Annotated in this window: 26 protein-coding genes; 10 read left to right on the forward strand and 16 right to left on the reverse strand. The window is 65.4% G+C overall.

Translation table 11 applies throughout. The features are described 5' to 3' along the window. Positions 1-72: 72 nt before the first annotated feature. From XW59_RS20330 to XW59_RS20370, 9 genes are all read right to left on the reverse strand, one after another. A complete protein-coding gene (locus XW59_RS20330; RefSeq protein WP_047147550.1) occupies positions 73-1173 on the reverse strand; it encodes a branched-chain amino acid ABC transporter substrate-binding protein in 1101 nt (366 codons plus the stop codon). A gap of 185 nt (positions 1174-1358) precedes the next feature. Next, positions 1359-1691 (reverse strand): DUF6867 family protein, encoded by a 333-nt coding sequence (locus XW59_RS20335; RefSeq protein ID WP_047147475.1) that lies wholly within the window; start codon positions 1689-1691, stop codon positions 1359-1361. A gap of 2 nt (positions 1692-1693) precedes the next feature. Then, on the reverse strand, positions 1694-2428 hold the full coding sequence (locus XW59_RS20340) for an ABC transporter ATP-binding protein (protein ID WP_047147476.1): 735 nt from the start codon (positions 2426-2428) through the stop codon (positions 1694-1696). Next, a complete protein-coding gene (locus XW59_RS20345; RefSeq protein WP_047147477.1) occupies positions 2425-3456 on the reverse strand; it encodes an ABC transporter ATP-binding protein in 1032 nt (343 codons plus the stop codon). Before XW59_RS20345 ends, XW59_RS20340 begins: the two co-directional genes overlap by 4 nt. Continuing rightward, positions 3456-4850: a high-affinity branched-chain amino acid ABC transporter permease LivM gene (gene livM, locus XW59_RS20350; RefSeq protein WP_047147478.1), complete on the reverse strand. Its 1395-nt coding sequence runs from the start codon at positions 4848-4850 to the stop codon at positions 3456-3458. The genes XW59_RS20345 and livM overlap by 1 nt, the downstream gene beginning before the upstream one ends. Beyond that, positions 4850-5779 (reverse strand): branched-chain amino acid ABC transporter permease LivH, encoded by a 930-nt coding sequence (locus XW59_RS20355; RefSeq protein ID WP_137327064.1) that lies wholly within the window; start codon positions 5777-5779, stop codon positions 4850-4852. The genes livM and XW59_RS20355 overlap by 1 nt, the downstream gene beginning before the upstream one ends. 333 nt (positions 5780-6112) lie before the next feature. Further along, entirely contained in the window at positions 6113-7114 is a 1002-nt protein-coding gene (locus tag XW59_RS20360; RefSeq protein ID WP_047147551.1) for a 4-hydroxyproline epimerase, read from the reverse strand. Positions 7115-7152: 38 nt separating this feature from the next. Then, positions 7153-8406 (reverse strand): FAD-binding oxidoreductase, encoded by a 1254-nt coding sequence (locus tag XW59_RS20365; protein WP_246666152.1) that lies wholly within the window; start codon positions 8404-8406, stop codon positions 7153-7155. 85 nt (positions 8407-8491) lie between these two features. Continuing rightward, a complete protein-coding gene (locus tag XW59_RS20370; protein WP_047147481.1) occupies positions 8492-9385 on the reverse strand; it encodes a dihydrodipicolinate synthase family protein in 894 nt (297 codons plus the stop codon). 128 nt (positions 9386-9513) lie between these two features. On the opposite strand from XW59_RS20370, the gene XW59_RS20375 reads away from it, so the two are divergent. After that, positions 9514-10173, forward strand: coding sequence for a GntR family transcriptional regulator (locus XW59_RS20375; RefSeq protein ID WP_246666153.1), 660 nt, complete (start codon positions 9514-9516; stop codon positions 10171-10173). Between the two features lie 3 nt (positions 10174-10176). Here the strand turns inward: XW59_RS20375 and XW59_RS20380 are convergent, their stop codons facing one another. The 3 genes from XW59_RS20380 to XW59_RS20390 form a co-directional block, all read right to left on the reverse strand. After that, a complete protein-coding gene (locus tag XW59_RS20380) occupies positions 10177-10518 on the reverse strand; it encodes a hypothetical protein (RefSeq protein WP_047147483.1) in 342 nt (113 codons plus the stop codon). A gap of 211 nt (positions 10519-10729) precedes the next feature. After that, a complete protein-coding gene (locus tag XW59_RS20385) occupies positions 10730-11113 on the reverse strand; it encodes a hypothetical protein (RefSeq protein WP_052958325.1) in 384 nt (127 codons plus the stop codon). 185 nt (positions 11114-11298) lie between these two features. Further along, positions 11299-12795: a CoA-acylating methylmalonate-semialdehyde dehydrogenase gene (locus tag XW59_RS20390; protein WP_047147484.1), complete on the reverse strand. Its 1497-nt coding sequence runs from the start codon at positions 12793-12795 to the stop codon at positions 11299-11301. Positions 12796-12988: 193 nt separating this feature from the next. On the opposite strand from XW59_RS20390, the gene XW59_RS20395 reads away from it, so the two are divergent. From XW59_RS20395 to XW59_RS20435, 9 genes are all read left to right on the forward strand, one after another. Then, positions 12989-13870 (forward strand): LysR family transcriptional regulator, encoded by an 882-nt coding sequence (locus tag XW59_RS20395; RefSeq protein WP_047147485.1) that lies wholly within the window; start codon positions 12989-12991, stop codon positions 13868-13870. An 86-nt stretch (positions 13871-13956) separates the two neighbouring features. Beyond that, on the forward strand, positions 13957-14304 hold the full coding sequence (locus XW59_RS20400; protein ID WP_047147486.1) for a RidA family protein: 348 nt from the start codon (positions 13957-13959) through the stop codon (positions 14302-14304). A 244-nt stretch (positions 14305-14548) separates the two neighbouring features. After that, positions 14549-16135, forward strand: a complete 1587-nt coding sequence (locus XW59_RS20405; protein WP_047147487.1) for a globin-coupled sensor protein — start codon at positions 14549-14551, stop codon at positions 16133-16135. Positions 16136-16166: 31 nt separating this feature from the next. After that, positions 16167-16454 (forward strand): STAS domain-containing protein, encoded by a 288-nt coding sequence (locus tag XW59_RS20410; protein ID WP_052958328.1) that lies wholly within the window; start codon positions 16167-16169, stop codon positions 16452-16454. Between the two features lie 2 nt (positions 16455-16456). After that, the gene (locus tag XW59_RS20415) at positions 16457-16825 is read left to right on the forward strand and encodes a response regulator (RefSeq protein ID WP_047147488.1); all 369 of its coding nucleotides are present in this window, start codon (positions 16457-16459) and stop codon (positions 16823-16825) included. 13 nt (positions 16826-16838) lie between these two features. Beyond that, entirely contained in the window at positions 16839-19019 is a 2181-nt protein-coding gene (locus tag XW59_RS20420) for a chemotaxis protein CheA (protein ID WP_047147489.1), read from the forward strand. Continuing rightward, a complete protein-coding gene (locus XW59_RS20425; RefSeq protein ID WP_047147490.1) occupies positions 19016-19492 on the forward strand; it encodes a chemotaxis protein CheW in 477 nt (158 codons plus the stop codon). The genes XW59_RS20420 and XW59_RS20425 overlap by 4 nt, the downstream gene beginning before the upstream one ends. A 74-nt stretch (positions 19493-19566) precedes the next feature. Beyond that, positions 19567-19956 (forward strand): response regulator, encoded by a 390-nt coding sequence (locus XW59_RS20430; RefSeq protein WP_047147491.1) that lies wholly within the window; start codon positions 19567-19569, stop codon positions 19954-19956. Between the two features lie 156 nt (positions 19957-20112). Beyond that, positions 20113-20499, forward strand: a complete 387-nt coding sequence (locus XW59_RS20435; RefSeq protein WP_136068392.1) for a hypothetical protein — start codon at positions 20113-20115, stop codon at positions 20497-20499. A 100-nt stretch (positions 20500-20599) separates the two neighbouring features. On the opposite strand, the gene XW59_RS20440 is transcribed toward XW59_RS20435, so the two are convergent. From XW59_RS20440 to XW59_RS20455, 4 genes are read right to left on the reverse strand one after another with little or no spacing between them, the layout of a single operon-like run. Then, on the reverse strand, positions 20600-21151 hold the full coding sequence (locus tag XW59_RS20440; RefSeq protein ID WP_047147493.1) for a chemotaxis protein CheD: 552 nt from the start codon (positions 21149-21151) through the stop codon (positions 20600-20602). Beyond that, complete coding sequence (locus tag XW59_RS20445; RefSeq protein ID WP_047147494.1) at positions 21151-22188, reverse strand: chemotaxis response regulator protein-glutamate methylesterase; 1038 nt, start codon at positions 22186-22188, stop codon at positions 21151-21153. The genes XW59_RS20440 and XW59_RS20445 overlap by 1 nt, the downstream gene beginning before the upstream one ends. Next, positions 22185-23069: a protein-glutamate O-methyltransferase CheR gene (locus tag XW59_RS20450; protein ID WP_047147495.1), complete on the reverse strand. Its 885-nt coding sequence runs from the start codon at positions 23067-23069 to the stop codon at positions 22185-22187. Before XW59_RS20450 ends, XW59_RS20445 begins: the two co-directional genes overlap by 4 nt. Beyond that, positions 23066-23530 carry a chemotaxis protein CheW gene (locus XW59_RS20455; RefSeq protein WP_047147496.1) on the reverse strand — a complete coding sequence of 155 codons (465 nt, stop codon included), beginning with the start codon at positions 23528-23530 and terminating at the stop codon, positions 23066-23068. The genes XW59_RS20450 and XW59_RS20455 overlap by 4 nt, the downstream gene beginning before the upstream one ends. Positions 23531-23666: the final 136 nt, after the last annotated feature.

A 23666-nucleotide genomic window follows, 5' to 3' on the forward strand; every position in this document is an offset into this window, starting at 1 on the left:
AACCGGAAGAGCCCGGAAAGCAGACGGCCCGGCGCAAGCGCCGGGCCGTCCGTACGATGATGAAACCCCGGCTTACTGGGTCACGTAGTCATACTTGCCGCTCTTCCACTCGTAGAAGACGTAGCCCGGAAGCGTGACGTCACCCTTGTCGTCGAAGTTGAGGTCGCCGAGCACGGTCTTGAACGTACCGTCGTCGAGCGCCTTCACCACCGGGTCGAAGTCGGTGGAACCGGCCGTCTTCACGGCATCGGCCCATGCCTGGATCGAAGCGTAGGTGTACAGCACGTAGCCTTCCGGCTCGATGCCCTTGGCGCGGAACTTCTCGACCAGCGGGGCTGCATCGGGGTTCTTGCGCGGATCGGGCGAGAAGGTCATCAGCGTGCCTTCGCCGGCATCGCCGGTGATCGCCCAGTACTCGTCGGTGACGAGCGCGTCGCCGGAGACGAGCACGGTATCCATGCCCTGCTCCTTCATCTGGCGCGCCATCAGGCCGGCTTCCGTGTGGTAGCCGCCGACATAGAGGACGCCGACGCCTTCCTGCTTCAGCTTGGAGACCAGCGCCGAATAGTCCTTTTCACCGGCGGTGTAGGCTTCGTAGAGCGCCGGCTTGCCGCCGGCCGCCTCGTAGGCCGCCATCGTCGCGTCGGCGAGACCCTTGCCGTAAGCGGTCTTGTCGTGGACGAACGCCACCTTCTTGTCGGCGAAATGCTCGACCAGATACTTGCCGGCGACATCGCCCTGCTGGTCGTCGCGACCGCAGGTCCGGTAGATGCCCGGCCCCGGACGCTCGTCCGTGAAGGTCGGGTTGGTGGAGGCCGGCGAGATCTGGATGATGCCTTCCTCGGAATAGACCGCCGAAGCGGGGATCGAGGAGCCGGAGCAGAAATGGCCGGCCACGAACACGACGCCGTTTCCGGCCATCTGGTTGGCGACCGCGACCGCCTGCTTCGGATCGCAAGCGTCGTCGCCGATCTCCAGCTTGAGCATTTCGCCGTTGACGCCGCCGGCGGCGTTGATGTCTTCGACCGCCTGTTCGGCGCCAGCCTTCATCTGCGCGCCGAAGGACGCGTACTGACCGGTCATAGGTCCGGCAGTACCGATAAGAATGTCTGCGAATGCGGGGCTCGAAAACGCGAAGCCGAGCGCCACGCCTGCCAATAGTGCCTTCTTCATGATGACTCCCATAAACACCTGACAATTCCGGTGCCGGCTGGGCTGGTGTTTCGAATTCCCAGGTCCGACACCATGCGGGCGTTCCCTACCCGCTTGATCGACATCAAAGCCCAATTCCTTTGCGAAATAAAGCTCATCCGTCGAACTTCGTCGGCAGCTTGCCAACTGCCGGTCTCGCCCCCCTTTCAGGCGCCCTTTCCGTCGAGGAGAAATCCGTATTGCCTCGCCATCTGCTTGCCGCGGGTGAACCGGAAGCCGGCGAACGCGATCAGGAGCAGGACGATGAGATCGACTATGTAATAGTGGATGGTCAGGAGCGAGCCCTCGAACAGGGCAAAATGGATGAAGCGCGTGGCAGCAGCCAGCAGCACCATGTAGATCGCGAGCACCGGCAGCCCCTGCCAGCTTCTCGCGATCGCCCGACCGGTCATGTAGGCCGCGCTGCCCGCGAGCGCGACGGTCACGAACAGGAACTCCCAGAAGGTGACTTCCCAGAGAAGGCTGTATTCCTTTTCCATGCCTAGTGCCTCCCGCCTTCGAGATAGGCCGCGCGCACTTCCTCGCGCTTGAGCAGTTCGGGGCCGGTGCCGCTCATCGTGATGTTGCCGTTGACCATGACGTAGCCGCGATGGGCGAGCTTGAGCGCGTGGAACGCATTCTGTTCCACCAGGAACACCGTCAGGCCCTCGTTTTTGTTCAGTTCCTTGATGACCTCGAAGATCTGCTTGACGATGAGCGGAGCCAGCCCCAGCGAAGGTTCGTCGAGCAGGAGCAGCTTGGGTCGGCCCATCAGCGCGCGGGCGATCGCCAGCATCTGCTGTTCGCCGCCCGAGAGCGTTCCGCCGCGCTGGCCCGCGCGCTCCTTGAGCCGGGGGAAGAGATCGTAGACACGCTTCAGATCGTCCTCGAAATACTGGTCCGGCACCAGCGAAGCGCCCATCTGTAGGTTCTCCATGACGGTCATGCGCGGGAAGATGCGCCGGCCTTCCGGAGACTGGGCGATGCCGAGCCGCATGATCTCGTGCGTCGGCATCGTGGTTATGTCCTGGCCGTCATAGACGATCTGCCCGACCCGTGCCTGCGGGCTGCCGCAGATCGTCATCATCAGCGTCGACTTGCCGGCGCCGTTGGCGCCGATCAACGTGACGATCTCGCCGCGATGGACGTCGATGTCGACGCCGCGCAGCGCGACGATCTTGCCGTAATAGGTCTCCACCTTGCGGACCGAGAGGAGCATTTCGGAAGCGTCGCTCATTTGTCGCCTCCGTTCTTCCGCGCGGGCGGAATTTCGATGCCCGCTTCCTCCGCGGCTTCCTCGCCCAGCGCTTCGACGACGATCGACGCGACTTCCGGCTTCTCCGCCAGATCCTCGTCCTCGACGCCGAGATAGGCCGCGATCACGCTCGGATCGGTCTTCACCGCCGCCGGATCGCCGTCCGAGATCTTCACGCCGTAGTCGAGAACGACGATGTGGTCGGAAATCTCCATGACGACGCCCATGTCGTGCTCGATCAGCAGCACGGAGGTTCCGTGTTCCCTGCGGATGAACTGCAGCAATTCGTTGAGTTCGTGCGATTCGCGCGGGTTGAGTCCCGCCGCCGGCTCGTCGAGGCAGAGGAGATGCGGCTCCGTGCACATCGCCCGCGCTATCTCGAGCCGGCGCTGGTCGCCATAGGGCAGGTCGGCGGCCGGATCGTCGGCGCGCTCGATCAGGCGGACCTGTTCGAGCCAGTAAACCGCCTTGTCGATCGAAGCCTGCTCCGCCTTGCGGAAACCGGGCAGGCCGAGGATGCCGCCGAGCGTGAAGCCGGACGCCCTCATCAACGGGTTGTGCTGGGCGACGAGCAGGTTCTCCAGCACCGTCATGCCGCCGAAGAGGCGGATGTTCTGGAAGGTGCGCGCCACCTTGGCATGGTGCGATATCTCGAAATCGGGCATGCGCTCCAGAAGGAAGACCGCGCCTTCGGGCGAGGGCTTCCATTTCAGGCTGCTATGGGTGACCTCCGACACGGTCTGAGCCTGCTGGCCGAGCCCGTGGCGCATGGCGATGCGACCCTCGGTGGGCTTGTAGAAGCCGGTGACGCAGTTGAAGACCGTCGTCTTGCCGGCGCCGTTCGGACCGATCAGCGCGGTGATCTCGCCGCGTCCCACGTTGAAGGACAGGTCGTTGATGGCGACCAGGCCGCCGAAACGCATCGTCAGATGCTCGACCGTGAGGACGGGATCGAGATCCCAGCTTTTCGTTTCGCCGGCGTCGGCCGGCGTCTGCACTGCCGCCGCCATCAGTGACCCTCACCCTGAGCGACCATGTCGGCTCCGATTTTCTTCTTTTCCTTGAGCACCGCCGACGGTTCGCGCGTCGACACCAGGCCGCGCGGCTTCCAGACCATGATCAGCACCATGGCGAGCCCGAAGATCAGCATGCGGTACTGCGTCGGGTCGAAGCCGGGTCCGAATATCTGGCTGAGGAAGCCGATATTGCGCAGGAGCTCGATGCCGCCGATCATCACGATCGAGGCGATCACCACGCCGATCTGCGAGCCCAGCCCGCCGAGAACCACGATTGCAAGGATGATCGCCGATTCCAGGAAGGTGAAGCTCTCCGGCGAGATGAAGCCCTGACGGGTGGCGAAGAACGATCCCGCGAAGCCGCCGAACATCGCGCCGATCGCGAATGCGGTCAGCTTGGTATTGGTGGTGTTGATGCCGAGCGAGCGGCAGGCGATCTCGTCCTCGCGCAACGCTTCCCAGGCCCGGCCGATCGGCAGCCGGCGCAGCCGCATCGTCACGATGTTGGTGATGATCGCGAGGATGAAGATGATGTAGTAGAGATAGACGAAGCGGTGGATCGAATTGAACTCGATGCCGAAGAAATCCGCGAACCCGCCCTCGCCGCGGCTGAATTCGAGGCCGAAGAATGTCGGTTTCGGAATGCCCGAGATGCCGTTGGGGCCGCCGGTGAAATCATACCAGTTGAGCAGCACCACGCGGATGATCTCGCCGAAGGCGAGCGTGACGATCGCCAGATAGTCGCCGCGCAGCCGCAGCACCGGAAAGCCGAGGATCATGCCCCAGAAGGCGGCGAGAAGCCCGGCGAGCGGCAGCGCCGTCCAGAAGCCGATGAACTCGAAATTCGTCGCCAGCAGCGCGAAGGAATAGGCACCCACCGCGTAGAAGGCGACGTAGCCGAGATCGAGCAGGCCGGCGAGGCCGACGACGATGTTGAGCCCCCATCCCAGCATGATGTAGGTCATGATGAGGATGGCGAGGTCGATATACTGCCTCTGCTGGCCCGGGAAGAACGTCATGAAGAAGAAGGGCAGCACCAGCGCGAAGCCGAACAGGCCCCGTCCCATCCACCAGCCGAGCGTCGGCAGCGCCGAACCCGTGCCGGCCATGCTGCCGGAGATGGCGCGGGTGACCGGCCTCTTCGTCTTGAAGACGAAGAGGTTGAGGAGGAGCCTTCCGGCGAAGACGATCGCCATGGCCGTGAGCAGGAGCCCCCACCTGGTCCTGACCGCGAGCCCGCCGGGCGCGATGTCGGTGCGGATACCGAGGAAGAAGAGGCCGAGCGCGCCGGCGAGCAATGCCGCAAGCAGGGCGTCCTTCAGCGAGGCCTGGAGCGAATTCGGATCGACGGCCGCGGTGTTCACGGCGGCGTTGTTCACGGCAGCCATCAGACCTTCTCCACTTCCGGTTTGCCGAGCAGCCCGGAGGGCAGGAATATCAGCACGATGGCAAGGATCGAGAAGGCCGCGACATCCTTGTACTCGACCGAGAAATAGGCCGACCACATCACTTCGATCATGCCGATCAGAAGCCCGCCCAGCATCGCGCCGGGCAGCGAGCCGATGCCGCCGAGCACCGCCGCCGTGAAGGCCTTAACGCCGGCGAGGAAGCCGATATAGAAGTCGATCACGCCGTAGAGCAGCAGGAACATCAGGCCGGCGACCGAGGCCAGCGCCGCGCCCATCACGAAGGTCAGCGAGATGGTGCGGTCGACATTGACGCCGAGCAGGGAAGCCATCTTGCGGTCCTGCTCGCAGGCGCGCTGCGCGCGGCCGAGCGAGGTCCGCGTGATCAGCAGCGTGAACAGCGTCATCAGGACGATGGTGGTCACGATGATGATCATCTGCATGTAGGAGAGCTGGACGACGATGCGTCCGGCCTCCGTCGATCCCTCCATCAGCGTGACGCCGCCCTGGATCTGCGGCGGCAGCGGCTTGACGCGGGCGCCCTGGGTGACCTGGACGAAGTTCTGCAGGACGATCGACATGCCGATCGCGGTGATCAGCGGAGCGAGCCGGAAGGAACCGCGCAACGGCCGGTAGGCCAGGCGCTCCACCGTCCATCCCCACGCCGAGGTGAACAGCATCCCGATGATCAGGACGATCAGGAGGACGACTGGCAGAAAGGTAAAGCCAAGCACCGTCGTCAGGATGAGAAACACGGCCAGCGCGATGAACGAGCCGATCATGAAGATATCGCCATGGGCGAAGTTGATCATGCCGATGATGCCGTAGACCATCGTGTAGCCGATCGCGATCAGCCCGTAGATCGAGCCGAGCGTCAGCCCATTGATAAGCTGCTGCAGGAAATATTCCATGTAGTTACGCTACTCCCCGAGAATGTCACCGAAAGGTGCATTCTTTTCTTGTATTCCCCTAGTCCTATTGCTCCGGGGCCGGATTGCAACGCCTATTTTCTTACGTCACGTCAGCGTGATGAGACCTGTTCCCAGAGGTCTGACCGTGCTGTCCCGCCCGTTGGACTAAGCTGGACCCTAGCATTGGCATATCGCAATGTCTTTGCCTAACTCCAGCCTTTTTAGACAATCTTTCGCATGGTGATGTGCATTTCCCTTCAAAAATCGTGGATTCTTGCGTAAACCGTTGGATGTACGCGCACTCATCCACCCTCTTCGGGGGGCGATTCTGGCTCACAGAACCGAGAACCCGTGCGCGAACGGATCGCGGTCGTCGATGAAGATCGTGTTGAGGCCGGTCATGCGCGCCCAACCGCCGATCGAGGGGATGATGGCCGGGCGGTTGCCGACCTTCGCCTCGGCTTCCACCTTGCCCCTGAAGAGCGAGCCGATGATCGATTCGTGCACGAAACCATCGCCCGCCTTCAGCCTTCCCTTGGCGTGAAGCTGCGCCATGCGCGCGGACGTGCCGGTGCCGCAGGGCGAACGGTCGATCGCCTTGTCGCCGTAGAAGACGGCGTTGCGGGCGTCCGCTCCCTCCACTGTCGGCATGCCCGTCCACAATATGTGGGTCAGGCGGTTGATCGACGGATTCTCCGGATGGGCGAAGCTGTAGGCCTCGTTGAGGCGCTGCCGCAGCACCGGGCTCCAGGCGATCAGATCGCCCGCCGAATGGTCGGCCATGTCGCGATAATTCTCCTGCGGATCGACGATCGCGTAGAAATTGCCGCCATAGGCCACGTCGACCCTGAGCGGGCCGAGATCAGGACACTCCACCTCCAGCCCTTCCGCGTAGAGGAAGGACGGCACGTTGGTGATGCGAACCTCCTCCACATATTGGCCCTCCTGCCGGTATTCGGCCACCACCAGGCCGGCCGGCGTGTCGAGCCGCAAAATGCCGGGCGTCTTCGGCTGGACCAGCCCGTGCTCGATCGCCATGGTCACCGTGCCGATGGTGCCGTGGCCGCACATCGGCAAGCAGCCCGAAGTCTCGATGAAGAGGATTGCGACGTCGCAATCCTCGCGCGTCGGCGGATAGAGGATCGAGCCCGACATCATGTCGTGGCCGCGCGGCTCGAACATCAACCCTTTGCGGATCCAGTCATATTCGGCCAGGAAGTGCGCGCGCCGCTCCATCATCGTGGAGCCGTCGAGCTGTGGCCCGCCGCCGGCGACCAGCCGCACCGGATTGCCGCAGGTATGGCCGTCAATGCAGAAGAACGAATGTCGCGACATCGTCATGTCCTGTGGGTGATCGGGGTGGGTGCAGGCATCTAGAACCTCGCCGAGGAAAAAGGCGCAAGATCCACGGCGGCGGGCCTGTCGAGGATCAGATCGCTGACAAGCCTGCCGGTGGCGGCTGCCTGGGTGAGCCCGAGATGGCCGTGGCCGAAGGCATGGAAGACATTGGCGGCATTTCGCGCCCTGGCGATGACGGGAAGCGAATCCGGCAGCGAAGGCCGGTAGCCCATCCACTCGTGCCCGCCTTCCGTCTTAAGTCCCGGCAGGAAGCGCGCGGCCTTCTTCACCATGGCGCGCGAACGTTCGAAGTTCGGCGGCCGGGCCAGCCCGCCGAGTTCGACGGCCCCGCCCACCCGCAGGCCGGTCTCCAGCGGCGTCACCACGAAACCGTGGCCGGAGAATATCAATTGCCGCCTCACGTCGAAGGCGGAGACGGGCAGCGTCGTGTTGTAGCCGCGTTCCGTTTCGAGCGGGATGCGCTCGCCCAATTGGCGCGCGAGCCTGTGTGACCAGGCGCCGGCCGCGATGACGACGTTCTTCGCCGGCAGCGTCCGCCCCTGCCGGAGCTGTACGACGTTTCGCCCCTCCATCGGCTTCACGAGCGCCACGTCGCCCTGCATGAACTTCGCGCCGTACCTTTCCGCATAAGCCCAGATCGCCTTGCCGAGCAGTTTGGGGTCCGCGACCGTCTTCCAGCCGGGCACGAAGGTGCCGTGCGTGAATTGCGGCGAGAGCCCGGGCTGATATTCGGCGAGCTCGTCCGCCCGCAGGTGCCGGTAGGCGATGCCGAAGCGGTCGCGCGCCGCCCAGCCCGGCAGGGACGCACGAAACTCCGCCTCGCCTTCGTAGAGCTCGAGGGAGCCGTTCTCGCGCAACATGGAACGCGTGCCGGATTTCTCCATCAGGTCGAGCCATTCGGCCTCGGCGAGCTTCATCAGGCCTGCCTGCGCGGCCAGGCTCGCCTCATAGGACCCGCTGCCCCCCGCGCGCCAGAAGCGGAACAGCCAGGGCGCGAGGCGCGGCAGATAGGCGGGCGGTATGGAAAGCGGGCCGAGCGGGTCGGCCAGCCATTTCGGCACCTGCCGGATCATCCCCTTGTGCGCCAGCGGCAGGACGTCGGAAAAGGCGAAGGCGGCAGCGTTTCCGGAGCTGGTCTCCTCGCAGATGCCGGTGCGGTCGATCACCGTGACCGCCCTGCCCGCCTCCGCAAGCCGCGCGGCGACGCAGATGCCGATGATGCCGGCTCCGACGACGATGGTCTCAATTTCGGACAAGCTGGCGGTCACTGCGATACGTCCGTTTCCATCGATCATGTCCCTGCCCGGTCGAGCGAAGCGGAGAGCGGGCGAGGAAGCATGAACTACCCACCGCTCAGAAGGCCGGCAGTTCGGGCCGCACGGCGAGCGCGTCCTTGATCACCTTTTCGACCGCCGCGCGCCTTTCGCCGAACAATGGCAGGCGCGGCATGCGCACCCGTTCATTGGTGCCGATCGCATGCACCTCGGCAAGCTTGATATTCTGGACGAGATAGGTCGAGACGTCGAGATCGAGCAAAGGACGGAACCAGCGGTAGATCGCGAGAGCTTCCTCGCGGCGCCCCTGCTTCATGAGCTGGTAGATCGCCACCGTCTCGCGCGGGAAGGCCGTCACCAGGCCCGCGACCCAGCCGATGGCGCCGACGCTCAGCGCCTCGAAGGCCAGATTGTCGACGCCGGTGAAAAGATCGAAGCGATCGCCGAAGGCGCTGATGATCTCGGTCGAGCGACGAATGTCGTCGGAGGATTCCTTGACCGCGACGAAGCGCTCGTCGGAGGCGAGCTCCGTCATGATCGGGATCGTCACGTCGACCCGGTAGGCGAGCCGGTTGGAATAGATCATCACCGGCAGGTCGCCGGCCGCGGCGACTGCCTTCAGCGTGGCGACGGTTTCTTCCGGATTGGTGTGGTAGATCGGGCTCGGCACGACCATCAACCCGTCGGCGCCCTCGGCCGCCGCCCGCTTCGCCAACACGCAGGCGTCGCGCGTCGCCGGCTCGTTCACGGTGAGCAGTACCGGCCTGCCGCCCGCCACCGACTTCGCCGTCTTCAAGACGGCGAGCTTCTCGTCGGCATGGAGCATCGGCCCCTCGCCGAGCGATCCCGCAACGATGATGCCGTCGCAACCTGCTTCGATCTGAAGCGCGAAGCAGCGCTCCATCTCGGCATGATCAAGCTGGTCATTCTCGGTGAATTTCGTCGTAACCGCGGGAAAAACGCCGGTCCACATAGCTTGCTCCTTCTGATATATTACAGATATATTTGATGGAAAATGCAGGCCTGTCAATCGGCACGGCCCGCTGATATATCAAAAAATATCAGAGTCGGGTTCGTTGATATGACTCCAGGGAGATGAGTTTGAACCAGCGTTTCGTACCGGGAACCGTCGAGCCGGTCGCGGCAAGGGCGTACCGCATCCTGGAGCATCTCATCGTCACGCTTCAGCTTCATCCCGGCAGCATCACGACTGAAGGAATTCTGATCGAGAGGCTCGGGCTCGGCCGCACGCCGGTGCGCGAGGCGATACAGCGGCTCGCCTGGGAGGGGCTTGTGGAAGTGCGCCCGCGTGCGGGGCTCGCCATCGCCCCCCTCCACCCGGGCGACTGGCTGCGCGTCGTCGACGCCCGCCGCGGCGTCGAGCTGGTGCTCGCCCGCGCCTGCGCGCGCTACATAACGGCGGAGTCGGCGCAAAGCTTCCACCTCGCGGCCATCGCCATGCAGCAGGCGGTGGTGGGGTCCAACGTGCTCGCCTTCCTGGAAGCCGACAAGATGCTTGACGAGGCGATGGCCGTGACGGCCGAAAATTCCTTCGCCGCGCGCGTCGCCGCGCCGCTCCAGACCCACAGCCGGCGCTTCTGGTTCCGTTACCAGAGCGATGCGGGGCTCGCGCATTCGGCCGAGCACCATGTCAGCATGATCAGCGCGATCCTGAAGGGCGACGAGGAACGCGCCGAGGAGGAAGCGGCGCGGCTGATGACGATGCTGCGCTCGCTGGCGGAAGCCGCCGCGCTGCGATAGGCCTCAGCCACCGCCATCCGTGCGCGACGCTGTCGTCCCTTCGTGAGGCGTCTCGATCGGCGTCCAGGAATGACCCGACGAAACCATGCAGCTTTGGCCAGTAAGACTGGTCGCCAGTATCGTCCAGGTGCCGGTCTCCGATGCATGCAGCTCGACGATCGTATGATCGCCGACCACGCCGACGCCGATCGGCCTTTCGCCGAACCTCTCTTCCAGCCAGGCGATCACTTCGGCCCTGCCGGCACAACTGCGCGTTTGCGCCGCGGCAGGCAAGGTCGCGAGGAGACTGGCCAGCGCCACCGCAATGACGCGCTCGAATGTCGTGATTTTGGACGTGCGTGCCATGTGGCACCTCCTTTCCCGTTCGCTCCGGGATGGAGGGCCAAGAATCCGCTCACAGCACCGGAGCGATACAGGCCGGTTCCGACGTCTTCATCGCGTCGCTCCTTTCCGTATTCCGGTCTGTACAACGCGGGAGAACCGCCCATGCGGCTCTCCTCATGGAACATATGGGTTTGCTGGATTGTCCGCGCAAGCGGGCCGGACGCCGCGGTGGTCAGACGTCCGTGCCCTTGATCAACGTCGTGCTCTCGAAGCCTTCGCCCGCCGAGACGATGCAGCTATTGCCGTCCGTTCCCGTCGCCAGGATCGTCCAGGTGCCGCCGTCGGACACGAAGATCTCGACCACGGCACTGCCGTCGACCTGGCCATAGGCCATGGGCGTTTCGTTGAAGTTCTGAGCGAGCTCCTGCACCACCTGGTCGCGTTCGCCGCACATCTGCATGGAGAGCAGGTCCGCGTTGCGGGCCGGCGTCTCGTTCATGACGGCCGCGGTGGAAGCCTGCGGAATGGTCTTCGAACTCGTCGCGGAAGCGAGCGGAGAAACAGACAGCAGCGCGCAGGTTGCGATCGCGGAAACATAGACTGGAATGCGTGCCATGACAGCACCTCCTGCCGTCCTAGAACGGCCCGCCGCCGCATGCGTCGGACCTCGGCAAGACAAGGAAAATGCGGCTTGCGGCGTTCCATCACGTTTTGGTGACGGCGCGTCACGCGGCGTGTACCCTGAAAAGAAAAACGGGCGCCGCTGGGACGCCCGTCGGGTATTTCGCGAAGGCCCCTCGCTCAGTTCATCGTCGGGATGACGAATTCCGCTCCGTCCTTGATGCCCGAGGGCCAGCGCGAGGTGACCGTCTTGGTCTTGGTGTAGAAGCGGAAGGCGTCCGGGCCGTGCTGGTTCAGGTCGCCGAAGCCCGAGCCCTTCCAGCCGCCGAAAGTGTAGTAGGCGATCGGCACGGGAATCGGCACGTTGACGCCGACCATGCCGACCTGCACACGGGCCGCGAAATCGCGCGCCGCATCGCCGTCGCGCGTGAAGATGGCGACGCCGTTGCCGTATTCATGCTCGTTGGGCAACCGCAGCGCCTCCTCGTAGTTGGCGGCGCGCACGACGGAGAGAACGGGTCCGAAAATCTCCTCCTTGTAGATCTTCATCTCCGGCTTCACGTCGTCGAACAGGCAGCCGCCCATATAGTAGCCGTTCTCGTAGCCCTGCATGGTGAAGTCGCGGCCGTCGACGACCAGCTTCGCGCCTTCCTTGACGCCAGCGTCGACGTAATTCTTGACCCGCGCCAGCGCTTCCTTGGTCACGAGCGGGCCGAAATCCGCCGAGGAGTCGGTCGAGGGGCCGACCTTGAGGCTTTCGACGCGCGGGATGAGGCGCTCGACCAGCCGGTCGGCGGTCTCCTTGCCCACCGGCACCGCCACCGAGATCGCCATGCAGCGCTCGCCGGCAGATCCGTAGCCCGCGCCGATGAGGGCGTCCACGGTCTGGTCCATGTCGGCGTCCGGCATGATGATCATGTGGTTCTTGGCGCCGCCGAAGCACTGCGCGCGCTTACCGTTGGCCGTGGCGCGCGTGTAGATGTATTGCGCGATCGGGGTCGAGCCGACGAAGCCGACGGCCTTGATGTCCGGATCGTCGAGGATCGCGTCCACCACCTCCTTGTCGCCGTTGACGACATTGAGGATGCCGGCGGGCAGACCCGCCTCGATGAACAGCTCGGCGATGCGGATCGGCACGCTCGGGTCGCGCTCGGAAGGCTTCAGGATGAAGGCGTTGCCCGACGCGATCGCCGGCGCGATCTTCCACAGCGGGATCATCGCCGGAAAGTTGAACGGCGTGATGCCCGCCACCACGCCCAGCGGCTGGCGCATGGAATAGACGTCGATGCCAGGGCCCGCGGCGTCGGTGAATTCGCCCTTCAGGAGATGCGGTGCGCCGATGCAGACCTCGACCACTTCCAGGCCGCGCTGGATGTCGCCCTTGGCGTCGGCGATGGTCTTGCCGTGCTCGCGGGCGAGCGTCTCGGCGAGTTCGTCATACTCGTTCTGCACGAGTTCCAGGAACTTCATCAGCACGCGTACCCGCCGCTGCGGATTGGTCGCCGCCCAGGCCGGCTGCGCCGCCTTGGCGTTCTCGACCGCGGCGCGCAATTCCTCGCGCGAGGCGAGCGCGACCTTGCCCCGCACCGTGCCGTCCATGGGTTGCATGATGTCGGCCGCGCGTCCGCTGGTACCGGCAACGCGCTTGCCGCCGATGAAATGTCCTACCTCGAGCATCGTATGACTCCCTGGAAAATTTGCGTTCATTGTCCCGCTTCCGACCGCGGAATGCAACGCGAGGCTTTCCGCATCTGTTGTGCGGAAAATAAAGCCCACTACAATAGGTTTGTCGATTTTCGCAAAATACGGAAGACCGGATGTTCTACGTTGCCCCGATTGACTCTAGCCTCCTCATCTCGGTGTCCCGCCGATGAACTGGGACGATGTGCGGATATTCCTCGCGGTCGCCCGTGCCGGGCAGATCCTGGGTGCGGCGAGGCGGCTGGAGCTCAACCACGCCACCGTGTCGCGGCGTGTCGCCGCGCTCGAGGCCGCGCTTGGCGCCAAGCTGTTCAACCGGCTAACGACGGGCTCGGAGCTGACGCCGGAGGGCGAGCGCTTCCAGGCCGTCGCCGAACGCATGGAAGCCGACATGATCGCGGCGCGCTCCGAGATCGCCGGCGAGGCGGACGACATATCGGGCGTCGTCCGGATAGGCGCTCCGGACGGGTTCGGGGTGGCGTTCCTGGCGCCACGCCTCGGCGCGCTGACCGAGCGCCACCCGTCGCTGGCGATCCAGCTCGTGCCCGTGCCCCGCTCCTTCTCGTTGTCACGGCGCGAGGCCGACATCGCGATCACGGTCGAGCGTCCGACCGAGGGCCGGCTCGTCGCCGCCAAGCTGGTCGACTACACGCTCGGCCTCTACGCCTCCGCCGCCTATGCCGAGAAACATGGCCTGCCGGTCTCGCCTGCCGAGCTTTCGGGCCACCGGCTTGTGGGCTACGTGCCCGACCTCGTCATCAATCCCTCGCTCGACTACGCACCGGAATTCTCGCCCGATTGGCAATCGGCCTTCGCCGTTTCCTCCGCGCTTGGCCAGGTCGAGGCGGTGCGCGCGGGCGCGGGGATCGGAATATTGCACACCTTCATCGCGCGCGGGCACGCCGATCTCGTGCCGGTCGAGGCGGCCGCGCCCATCCGCCGCTCCTACTGGCTGGTCTATCACGAATCCATGCGGCCGCTGCGGCGCATCCAGGCGGTCTCGGCATTCATCAGCTCGCTCGTCGAGGCGAAGCGCGGCGTTTTCGCGTGAACGGTTGCGGAGCGACGGGCGGACGAATAGAAGCGTCGTCGACCGAACCGCGTTTCGGCCTGCAAACTTTGAGGAAGGGAGTTCCCATGGACATCATCCGCCACGAAACCGGCCCGCGCATGAGCCAGGCCAACATCCATAACGGCATCGTATATCTGGCGGGTCAGGTCGGCGAGGGCACGACCGTCAAGGAGCAGACCGCTTCGATCCTTTCCGAGATCGACCGCCTGCTGGCGCTGTCGAACTCCTCCAAGGCCCGCATCCTTTCGGCGCAGATATGGCTGGCCGACATGAACGATTTCGCCGAAATGAACGCCGCCTGGGATGCCTGGGTCGACCCGGCCAACACACCGGCACGCGCCACCGGCGAAGCGAAGCTCGCGGCACCGAAATACCGCGTCGAGATCATCGTCGTCGCCGCCCAGAACGCCTGACAGTGAATATCCATCGGGGCCGGCTCGACCGGCCCCGATATCCAGGGGTCGCGACAAGGGCCGCTCTCGCCCGTCGCATTTGGCTTTCGAAATTAAGCCAACGGAAACGAATTTCCCCCTACTAAATCGAGCGGGGCTTGGTGCGCCATAGCGCCAAAGGCATGATGCCGCGCCCCGATACCGGCCACGACCGGAATGACGATCCTTCCTACATCGCAAGGCCTACCCGGCCGGAATCGGGATAATGCATACTCATCAGCGAGAGCAGGTGACGCTCGAGCAGCGTCTTGAATTCATGGAACTTGACGAAGCCGGCCGCGCCCGGCTGAAACAGCTCAAGCCACTCATCGAGAAGTCCATAGGTCCTGCTCTTTCCGCCTTTTACGAAAAGGTCGGCGCAACCCCGCAGACCGCCCGCTTCTTCGCTTCTCCGAAGCATATGGACAGCGCGAGGGACCGTCAGGCCGACCACTGGTCCATCATCGCCGACGCCGAATATGACGAGGACTATGAAAGGGCCGTGCTGAAGATCGGCCGCACGCATGCGCGCCTCGGGCTCGAGCCGAACTGGTATATCGGCGGCTATGCGCTGATGTGCGAGCATCTCATAAAGTCGATCGTCGTCGAGAACTGGCCGCGCTTCCTGCAACGCAAGGGCGGCGGCGAGGCAACCGGTGCGGCGATCGCCAGCCTGGTCAAGGCTGCCCTGATCGACATGGATCTGTCGCTTTCCGCCTATCTCGAAGCGATCGAGGAGGAAAGCCGCAAGATCGAAACGGCGCGTGCCGAGGCGGAAACCCGCCAGAAATTCGCGATCGACGCGCTGAGCTCGGCGCTCGCGCGCATCGCCGCCGGCGATCTCACGGTCAGGATCGATCAGGAACTGGCGCCCGAATTCCAGCAGTTGAAGGCCGATTTCAACGGTGCCGCCGCAGCGCTGGCGCGCACGCTTTCCACCGTCACCCTGTCGACGGAGAGCATCAAGGGCAGTTCGGAGGAGGTCGGCCATGCCGCCGACGACCTCGCCAGGCGTACCGAGCTGCAGGCCACGCGCCTGGAACAGACGGCGGCGGCCCTGAGCCAGCTCACCGAAAGCGTCGCAAGGGCGGCCGAGGGCGCCTCGCAGGCAGCCTCCAAGGTGATGGTCGCCCGCGAGGAGGCCGACAATTCAGGCCAGACCGTGCGCAAGGCGGTGCAGGCGATCAGCGAGATCGCCCGCTCCTCGCAGGAGATCGCGCAGATCATCGGCGTCATCGACGAGATCGCCTTCCAGACCAACCTCCTGGCGCTGAACGCCGGCGTGGAAGCGGCCCGCGCGGGCGACGCCGGCAAGGGCTTCGCCGTGGTCGCTTCCGAGGTGCGGGCGCTCGCGCAACGTTCGGCGGAAGCCGCCAAGCAGATCAAGACGCTGATCACGACCAGCTCCACCCAGGTGGACCAGGGCGTCAAGCTGATGGCCGAGACCGGAGAGGCGTCGGACCGCATCATCGGCCGCGTCGTCGAGATCGACACGCTGGTCGCCGGCATCGCCTCGTCGGCGAGGGAGCAGGCCGCCGGTCTCGCCGACGTCAACAACGCCGTCGGCCAGATGGACCAGGCGACCCAGCAGAACGCGGCCATGGTCGAGGAGACCACCGCCGCCGTCCATTCCATGCGCACGGAAGCCGCCGCACTGTCGGAAAGCATTGCCGCCTTCGCCATCGACAATGTCGAGCCGCGCCCCGAGCGCGAGCGTCCGGCGCGCAAGCCGCAGGCCGCGCATGCGACGGCCGGCAACAATGCGCTCGCCCTGCCCGAGCAGGCGCGGGCCGACACATGGGAAGAGTTCTGAGGGCAGACACATGGTTGCTGAAGGAGACCTTATGAGGGATCTCATGCCGGGACTGATCTCGCTTCCTTCCCAGCTCGACATCAAGGCGGCGGCGCCGCTGGCGGCCGAGCTTCTCGCCCTGAGGGGGAAGGATCTGACACTCGATGCTTCGGCCGTCGAACAGCTCGGAGGTCAATGTATCCAGGTGCTTCTCTCGGCGGCGGCCACCTGGGCCGCCGACGGCGCGGAACTGGCGGTCCGCGAACCTTCCGCCGCCTTTCTGGAGGCCGCGGAGACGGCCGGCCTCGCCACGAGCGACTTCTGCACGAGGAACAACTGAGCATGAGCAAAGTCATCCTGACAGTCGATGATTCGCGTACCATCCGGGAAATGCTGAAGGCGGCGCTCATGGACGCCGGCATGCAGGTCATCCAGGCTGAAGACGGCGTACACGGCCTCGAGATGCTGGAAAGCAGCTCGACGCCCGACGTGATCATCACCGACATCAACATGCCGCGCATGGACGGCTTCGGCTTCATCGAGGCCGTGCGCGGCAACGGCAAGTACCGCGCGATCCCGATCCTCGTCCTGACCACCGAAAGCGTCGACGACAAGAAGGAACGCGCCCGCCGCGCCGGTGCCAGCGGATGGATCGTCAAGCCCTTCGATCCCGCCAAGCTGGTCAGCGCGATCAACCGCGTCGCGGCCTGAGGAGGGCAGTTCCATGGACACGATGGCCGCCATCAAGCAGACCTTCTTCCAGGAATGCGAGGAACAGCTCGCCGAGCTCGAAAGCGGCCTGCTGACGATCGAGCGCGAGGAAGGCGACGCCGAGACGATCAATGCCGTCTTCCGCGCCGTGCATTCCATCAAGGGCGGGGCCGGCGCCTTCGGTCTCGACGAGCTCGTTCGCTTCGCCCACACTTTCGAGACCACGCTCGACGGCATGCGCAGCGGCAAGGTGGAGACCGCGCCGCAGATCGTCAGGCTGATGCTGCGCGCCGCCGACACGCTCGCCGATCTCGTACGCGTGTCGAGGGACGGCGGGACCGTCGATGCCGCCCGCGTCTCGCAGATCGGCGACGAGCTCGCCCAGGCCGGGGGCGCACAGCCCGCGCCCGCCGCGCCCGTGTTCGAACCCATCGCCATGTCCGGCGACCAGCAAACAGACGATTTCGGCTTCGCGCCCGTCATGATCTCCTTCGACGATCTGGTCGGCGGCACGCAGGCCGATGGCGGCCAGAACGGCTTCGCGATCAGCTTCAAGCCGAAGCCGGAGCTCTATGCCAAGGCCAATGACGCGATCCGGCTCCTGCGCGAGCTGCGCCGCATGGGCGAGGCGAAGATCCGTTGCGACTTCTCAGAAATCCCGCTGCTGAGCGAGCTCGACCCCGAAGGCGCCTATCTGAGCTGGCATGTTCGGCTTTCGACCTCCGGCGGCGACGCGGCGGTGCGCGAAGTGTTCGAGTTCGTCGAATTCGATTGCGATCTGTCGATCGAGGCGCAGGGCCTGGGCGGGACCGACGCTTCGCTCGCGGTCGAGGCTTTGCTCGTCGAAGCCGGCATCAAGGAAAGCGCGCCGGCGCCCGCGGAAATTCCGGCATTGGCGCCGGTGCCGCGGCAGACGTCCGCAACGCCGCCGCAACTTGCCGCGGTGGCGCCGCCGACCGCGTCGCAGGGCGCCCCGGCGCAGGGCGCGCAGCAGCCCTCCGCCACCATTCGCGTCGACCTCGACCGCGTCGACCGGCTCATCGACCTCGTCGGCGAGCTCGTCATCAACCAGTCCATGCTCGCCCAGCGAGTCATGGAAGCCGGCATCGCGAGGCTGTCCGATGTCGCCGTCGGTCTCGACGATCTCGAGCACCTGACGCGCGAGATCCAGGACAGCGTCATGGCGATCCGCGCCCAGCCGGTGCGGCCGATCTTCCAGCGCATGTCGCGCGTCGTTCGCGAAGTCGCCGACATGACCGGCAAGTCGGTCCGGCTCATCACGGACGGCGAGAATTGCGAGGTCGACAAGACCGTCATCGAACGGCTCGCCGACCCGCTGACCCACATGATCCGCAACGCCGTCGACCACGGGCTCGAAAAACCGGACGACCGCGTCAAGGCGGGCAAGCCCGAGCAGGGCGTGGTCCGCATGACGGCGGCGCACAGGTCCGGCCGCGTGGTCATCGAGGTCGCCGACGACGGCGCCGGCATCAACCGCGCCCGCGTGCGCGACATCGCGGTCCGCAAGGAGCTGATCGATGCCGATGCGCAGCTCTCCGACGCCGAGATCGACGATCTCATCTTCGCGCCGGGCTTTTCGACGGCTTCCACCATCTCGGACGTCTCCGGACGCGGCGTCGGCATGGATGTCGTTCGCCGCTCCATCCAGGCGCTCGGCGGGCGCATCACCATCTCCTCGCGTCCCGGCCAGGGCACGACCTTCACGCTCAGCCTGCCGCTGACGCTGGCGGTCCTCGACGGCATGGTGGTGACGGTCGCCGGCCAGACGCTGGTCGTACCCCTGACGGCGATCGTCGAGACCTTGCAGCCGAAGGCGGCCGACATCCACAGCCTCGGCGAGAAGGCCCGCGTGGTCGCGATACGCGGCTCCTTCATTCCGTTGATCGATATCGGCTCGGAACTCGGCTATCGCGACAGCGAGGCCGACCCGTTGCAGAGCGTCGCGGTGCTGGTCGAGACCGAGAACCAGAGCCAGTCCGCGCTCCTCGTCGACGGGATCATCGGCCAGCAGCAGGTGGTCATCAAGAGCCTCGAGACGAATTACGGGCAGGTGTTCGGCGTCGCTGCGGCAACGATCCTCGGAGACGGCCGCGTGGCCGTCATTCTCGACATCGACGCGGTCGTCGCCGGAACCGGACGCGACCATGCCAACCGCAAGAGGAACGCGGCATGATGCACGTCAACGAACAGGACCTGGCAACGAACAGCGAGCTGATCGCCTTCCGCCTCGGCGAGCAGGAATTCTGCGTCGACATCATGAGCGTCCGCGACATCCGTGGCTGGACGCCGACGACGCCGCTGCCGCATTCCAGCGACTATGTGAAGGGCGTCATCAACCTGCGCGGCGCCGTCCTGCCGGTGGTCGACCTTTCGGCACGCCTCGGCTTCAGCAGCACCGAGCCGACGGCACGCCACGTGATCATCATCACGCAGGTCGGGGCCCAGACGATCGGGCTCCTGGTCGACGCCGTTTCGGACATACTGACCATCAGCAAGGCGTCGATACAGGCCACGCCAAATGTCGCCTCCGAACTCGCGCGCTCCTTCACCAAGGGCCTGATCGCGATAGAGGGCCGCATGATCAGCCTGATCGCGCTCGACAACATCCTCGCTTCCGCGGACGAGACGTCAGCGGCGATCCATTGATGCAATCGCACACCATTTCGACGGAACGAAGCGAAGCCTGAGCTTCGCCACGCCGGCAAATCAGGGGCCAAGAAATGTCACTACTCGCTCAACTCAGGATACTCGTCGTCGACGACACGACCACGAGCCGCCTGCTTCTCCGGGACGCGCTGGAATCGCTCGGCTTCCGCCAGATCCAGGTTGCCGCCGATGGTGAGCAGGCCTTGAAGATGATGATGACCACGCCGTCGCATCTGATCATCTCGGACATGAACATGCCGAAGATGAACGGCCTGCAGCTCTTGCACGCGATCCGGACCTACAAGCCGACTTCGCGCACGCCGTTCATGATCCTCACCGGCAGTCCGGACAGGGCGGTGCTCGACGAGGGCCGCAAGCTCGGGCTCAACAACTACCTGACCAAGCCGTTCAGCCCCGACCAGCTCCGCCGGGCGCTCGAGGCGATCGTCGGGCCGCTGCACTAGAGCAAGTCCGGCAAAAATCCGAAGCGATCCTGCGTCCGGAATTGCTTAAAACAAAGGGTTAGAGCATGGGAGGTGATCCTATTTTCACCGGAAATGCTCTGGAGCCCGCCGTCGGAGCGGCATGACAGTCCGTCCGGACAGGGAGGAGGAACGAAGGTGAAGGCTGACCCGAAACCGACGGACATAAGTCAGGGCGGCTCCCGCGAGCCGTTGACGGATGTGCTTGCGCGCCTGCGTATCGAGCTGGAGGACATCGCCTCGAGGATCGACCGCGGCCAGGCCCTGATCGCGGAATCGACGTGGGCGCATGGCGCGGGCGACGCCGGCTATGTCAGCGCGATGCAGGACGCGGACCTCAACGCGCAGCGTGTGGCCGGCGTCGCCGGTTTCCTTCGAGCGCTCGAGCAGGAGGCCGAGCCGCAATGGCGGGTCGACACCTCGGCGGCCCTCGCCGGCGTCACGCTCGCCGAAATGGCGCTGAAGCTCGGGGGCAATGCCGAGGAAAAGCCGGCCGAAAACGCGGGCGACGTCGATTTCTTCTGAAGTCCGGCTGCCCCGACTGGCCTGATTCCGGCTTCCCGCTATCGCGCTCGCCTGCTTTCGCCTGCCATGTGATCGCGCGGCCAATCGTCGGCTCGAACCGTCAGAAAAGTTCCACCGCGCCCTCGCCGGCCGGAACCGCCACCGGTCGCGAACGCCGCTCGGCGTCGAACACCTGTCGGTTTTCCCGCTCCATGAGGGATTGCCGCGCGCGGCCGGAGACCGGCCAATATTGCAGTTTGCGCCCCTGCTCGCCCCGCAGGCTGCCGCCGACGAGGCGGATGCCTTCGGCTGCGAGAAATCTTTCCGCGAAATCGGCGTTCTTGCTGCCGATATCGGTCAGCCCGTCGATCAGCCGCGCGCCGCCGAAGAGCTTCGCTTCGAGACGCTCGCGCCGCGCGCCGCGCTTCAGAAGCTCGTTGACCAGCAGCTCCATGGCATGGACGGCATGCCGTTGAGCGACACCGTCGGCAGCCGAGGCGACACCGCCCGGCAGCAGGAAGTGGTTCATGCCGCCGACCGCGGCGACCGGATCGCGCATGCAGGCCGAAACGCAGCTCCCGAGCAGCGTCGACAGCACGATGCCCGGATCGTCGGTGACGAACTGCTCACCCTGCACGACATGGATCTTCGCGGCGGCGGCTTCGCCCCGCATCACGCCGGTTCTCGCGAGGCGTTGCAGATGTCGATGATTTCGGCTCCGATACGTTCCAGCGAAAACTGGCGCTGCACCGCGCCGATCTCATGGGCGACGCGCGGCATGCCGTAGACCACGCAGCTCGCCTCGCTCTGCCCGACCGTCTCCGCGCCCGCCTTGCGCATGGCAAGAAGGCCCTGCGCTCCGTCGCGCCCCATGCCGGTGAGGATTACGCCGACCGCCCCCTGGCCGGCGGAAGCGGCGACCGACTGGAAAAGCATGTCGACCGACGGCCGATGTCCGTTGACCGCCGGCGCGTCGACGAGGCGGCAGCGCTTCTGCAGCGCGCCGGATATCGCGAGATGGGCGTTGCCCCCGGGCGCGATATAGACCCGGCCGGGTTCGAGAACCGCCCCCTCGGTCGCCTCGCTCACCTGCGCCGCGCAGACGCGGTTGAGCCGCTCGGCGAAGCTCTTCGTGAAGGTCGCCGGCATGTGCTGGGTGATCACCGTGGGCGGGCAGTTGGCCGGAAAGGCCGAAAGCAGCGATTGCAGCGCCTCCACGCCGCCGGTCGACGAACCGATCGCCACGACCCGCCCGTCTGGCCGAAAGGCGCCGCGCGCCACCTGGCTTGCCGGGCGGTCGGAGGCGGCGCGCACGCGCGCCCTGGCCGCCGCCTTGACCTTCTCGGCGAGATCGCCGAAGGCGTCGCCGGGCGACATGCCGGAGGTCGGCTTGCCGACGCAGTCGACCGCGCCGAGCTCGAGCGCGGCCAGGGTGACGTCGGCACCGCGCTGGGTCAGCGTCGAGACCATGACGACCGGCATCGGCCGAAGCCGCATCACCTTCTCCAGGAAGGCGAGCCCGTTCATGTTGGGCATTTCCACGTCGAGCGTCATCACGTCGGGATTGAGTTGCTTGATCGCCTCGCGCGCCTCCAGCGGATCGCCCGCCTGGCCAACCACGACGATCTCCGGATCGCGGCGCAGCATCGCCGAGATGAGGCTGCGCATCGTCGCGCTGTCGTCGACGACGAGGACCTTGACCGAGCTCATGCGTCGTCCTTCAGCCTGTAGCTCGTGAGACCGTCCGTCTCGAACCTGGCCATGTCGGTCACGCGCTCGGAATGGCCCACATAGAGCCGGCCGCCCGGCTCCAGCAGCGGCGCGAAGCGCGACCAGATCCGCTCCTGCGTGGGTTCGTCGAAATAGATGACGACGTTCCGGCAGAAGATCGCATTGAATTTTCCCTTCATCGGCCAGTGGCCCATGAGGTTGAGCTCGCGGAAGGCGACGAGCTCGCGCATCTCCATGCCCGCGCCCCACATGTCGCGGCCGCCGTCCTTGAGGCGCACCATCCAGCGCTCGCGCAACGGCGCGGGAACCGGCTGGACCGCATCGTCGGAATAGACGGCGTCGCGCCCGACCGCGATCACGTTCGGGTCGATGTCGGTCGCGAGTATCTTCACGTCATGGCGCGGTGCGTCGGGCATGACGTCGAGAATCGTCAGCGCGATCGAGTAGGGCTCCTGCCCGGTCGAGCATCCCGCCGACCAGAAACGCACGCGCCCGCCGGCGCGCGCTCTGGCGACCAGGTCCGGCAGCAGCCTGTGCCTCAATTGCTCGAAATGATGCGGCTCGCGGAAGAAACGGGTGACATTGGTGGTCAGCGCGGCGAGCATCCGCTGCCGCTCGTCGCCGCCTTCCGTGCCCGCAACCAGCCTGCAATAATCGCGGAAGCTCTGCAGGCCGAGCGCGCGCAGGCGCTTGGCGAGCCGCGAATAGACCAGCGACGCCTTGTTTTCCGACAGGGCGATGCCGGCGTCGTCGTGGAGCATCCTGGCGATCGCCGCGAAATCGTCCGCGGTGAAGAGGAATTCTCCTTCCACGAGCGCGAGCGGCGGGCCATCCCTTCCGGACGGTACGGACATGCTCATGCGGCTTCCGCTTCGGCATGGGGAAGAATGCGCTCCAGCCCGACCACGCCGATCATTCGTCCTTCGATGGCCAGAATGCCCCTGATGAAGGATTTCACCGTTTCGTTGGCGATGCCGGGCGTCGCCTGGATTTCTTCCTCCGTCACCGTCAGTATGTCGCAGACCGCGTCCACCAGCAGCCCGACCTCCTGCGTGCCGGAGCGCACGACGATGATGACGTGGCGCGCTTCCGGCTCGGTCAAGCCGAAGCCGAGGCGCGCGCGCAGGTCGACGATCGGCAGCACCGAGCCGCGCAGGTTGATCACGCCGCGCATGAATTTCTGCGCGTGCGGCAGCGGCGTCGTCGCGGTCCAGCCGCGGATCTCGCGCACCGACATGATGTCGACGCAGAACTCCTGGTCGCCGATACGGAACGCAATCAGCTCCTGGCGCCGGTCCGATCTCAAATTAGCGTTGTTCATTCCAATAACCCCAATGCGTCCGGTCCGGCCGCCTGTCGCGGGCTCCGGATCCCCCACCGCCGCTTCATTAGGGAACGGCAGTGGTTAAGGTCCGGTATCCGCGTGCCCCCGCGCCGGCGTGCGCCGGCTTTTGCGT

The sequence above is a fragment of the Aquamicrobium sp. LC103 genome (genome assembly GCF_001014615.2).
GTDB lineage: Bacteria > Pseudomonadota > Alphaproteobacteria > Rhizobiales > Rhizobiaceae > LBCQ02.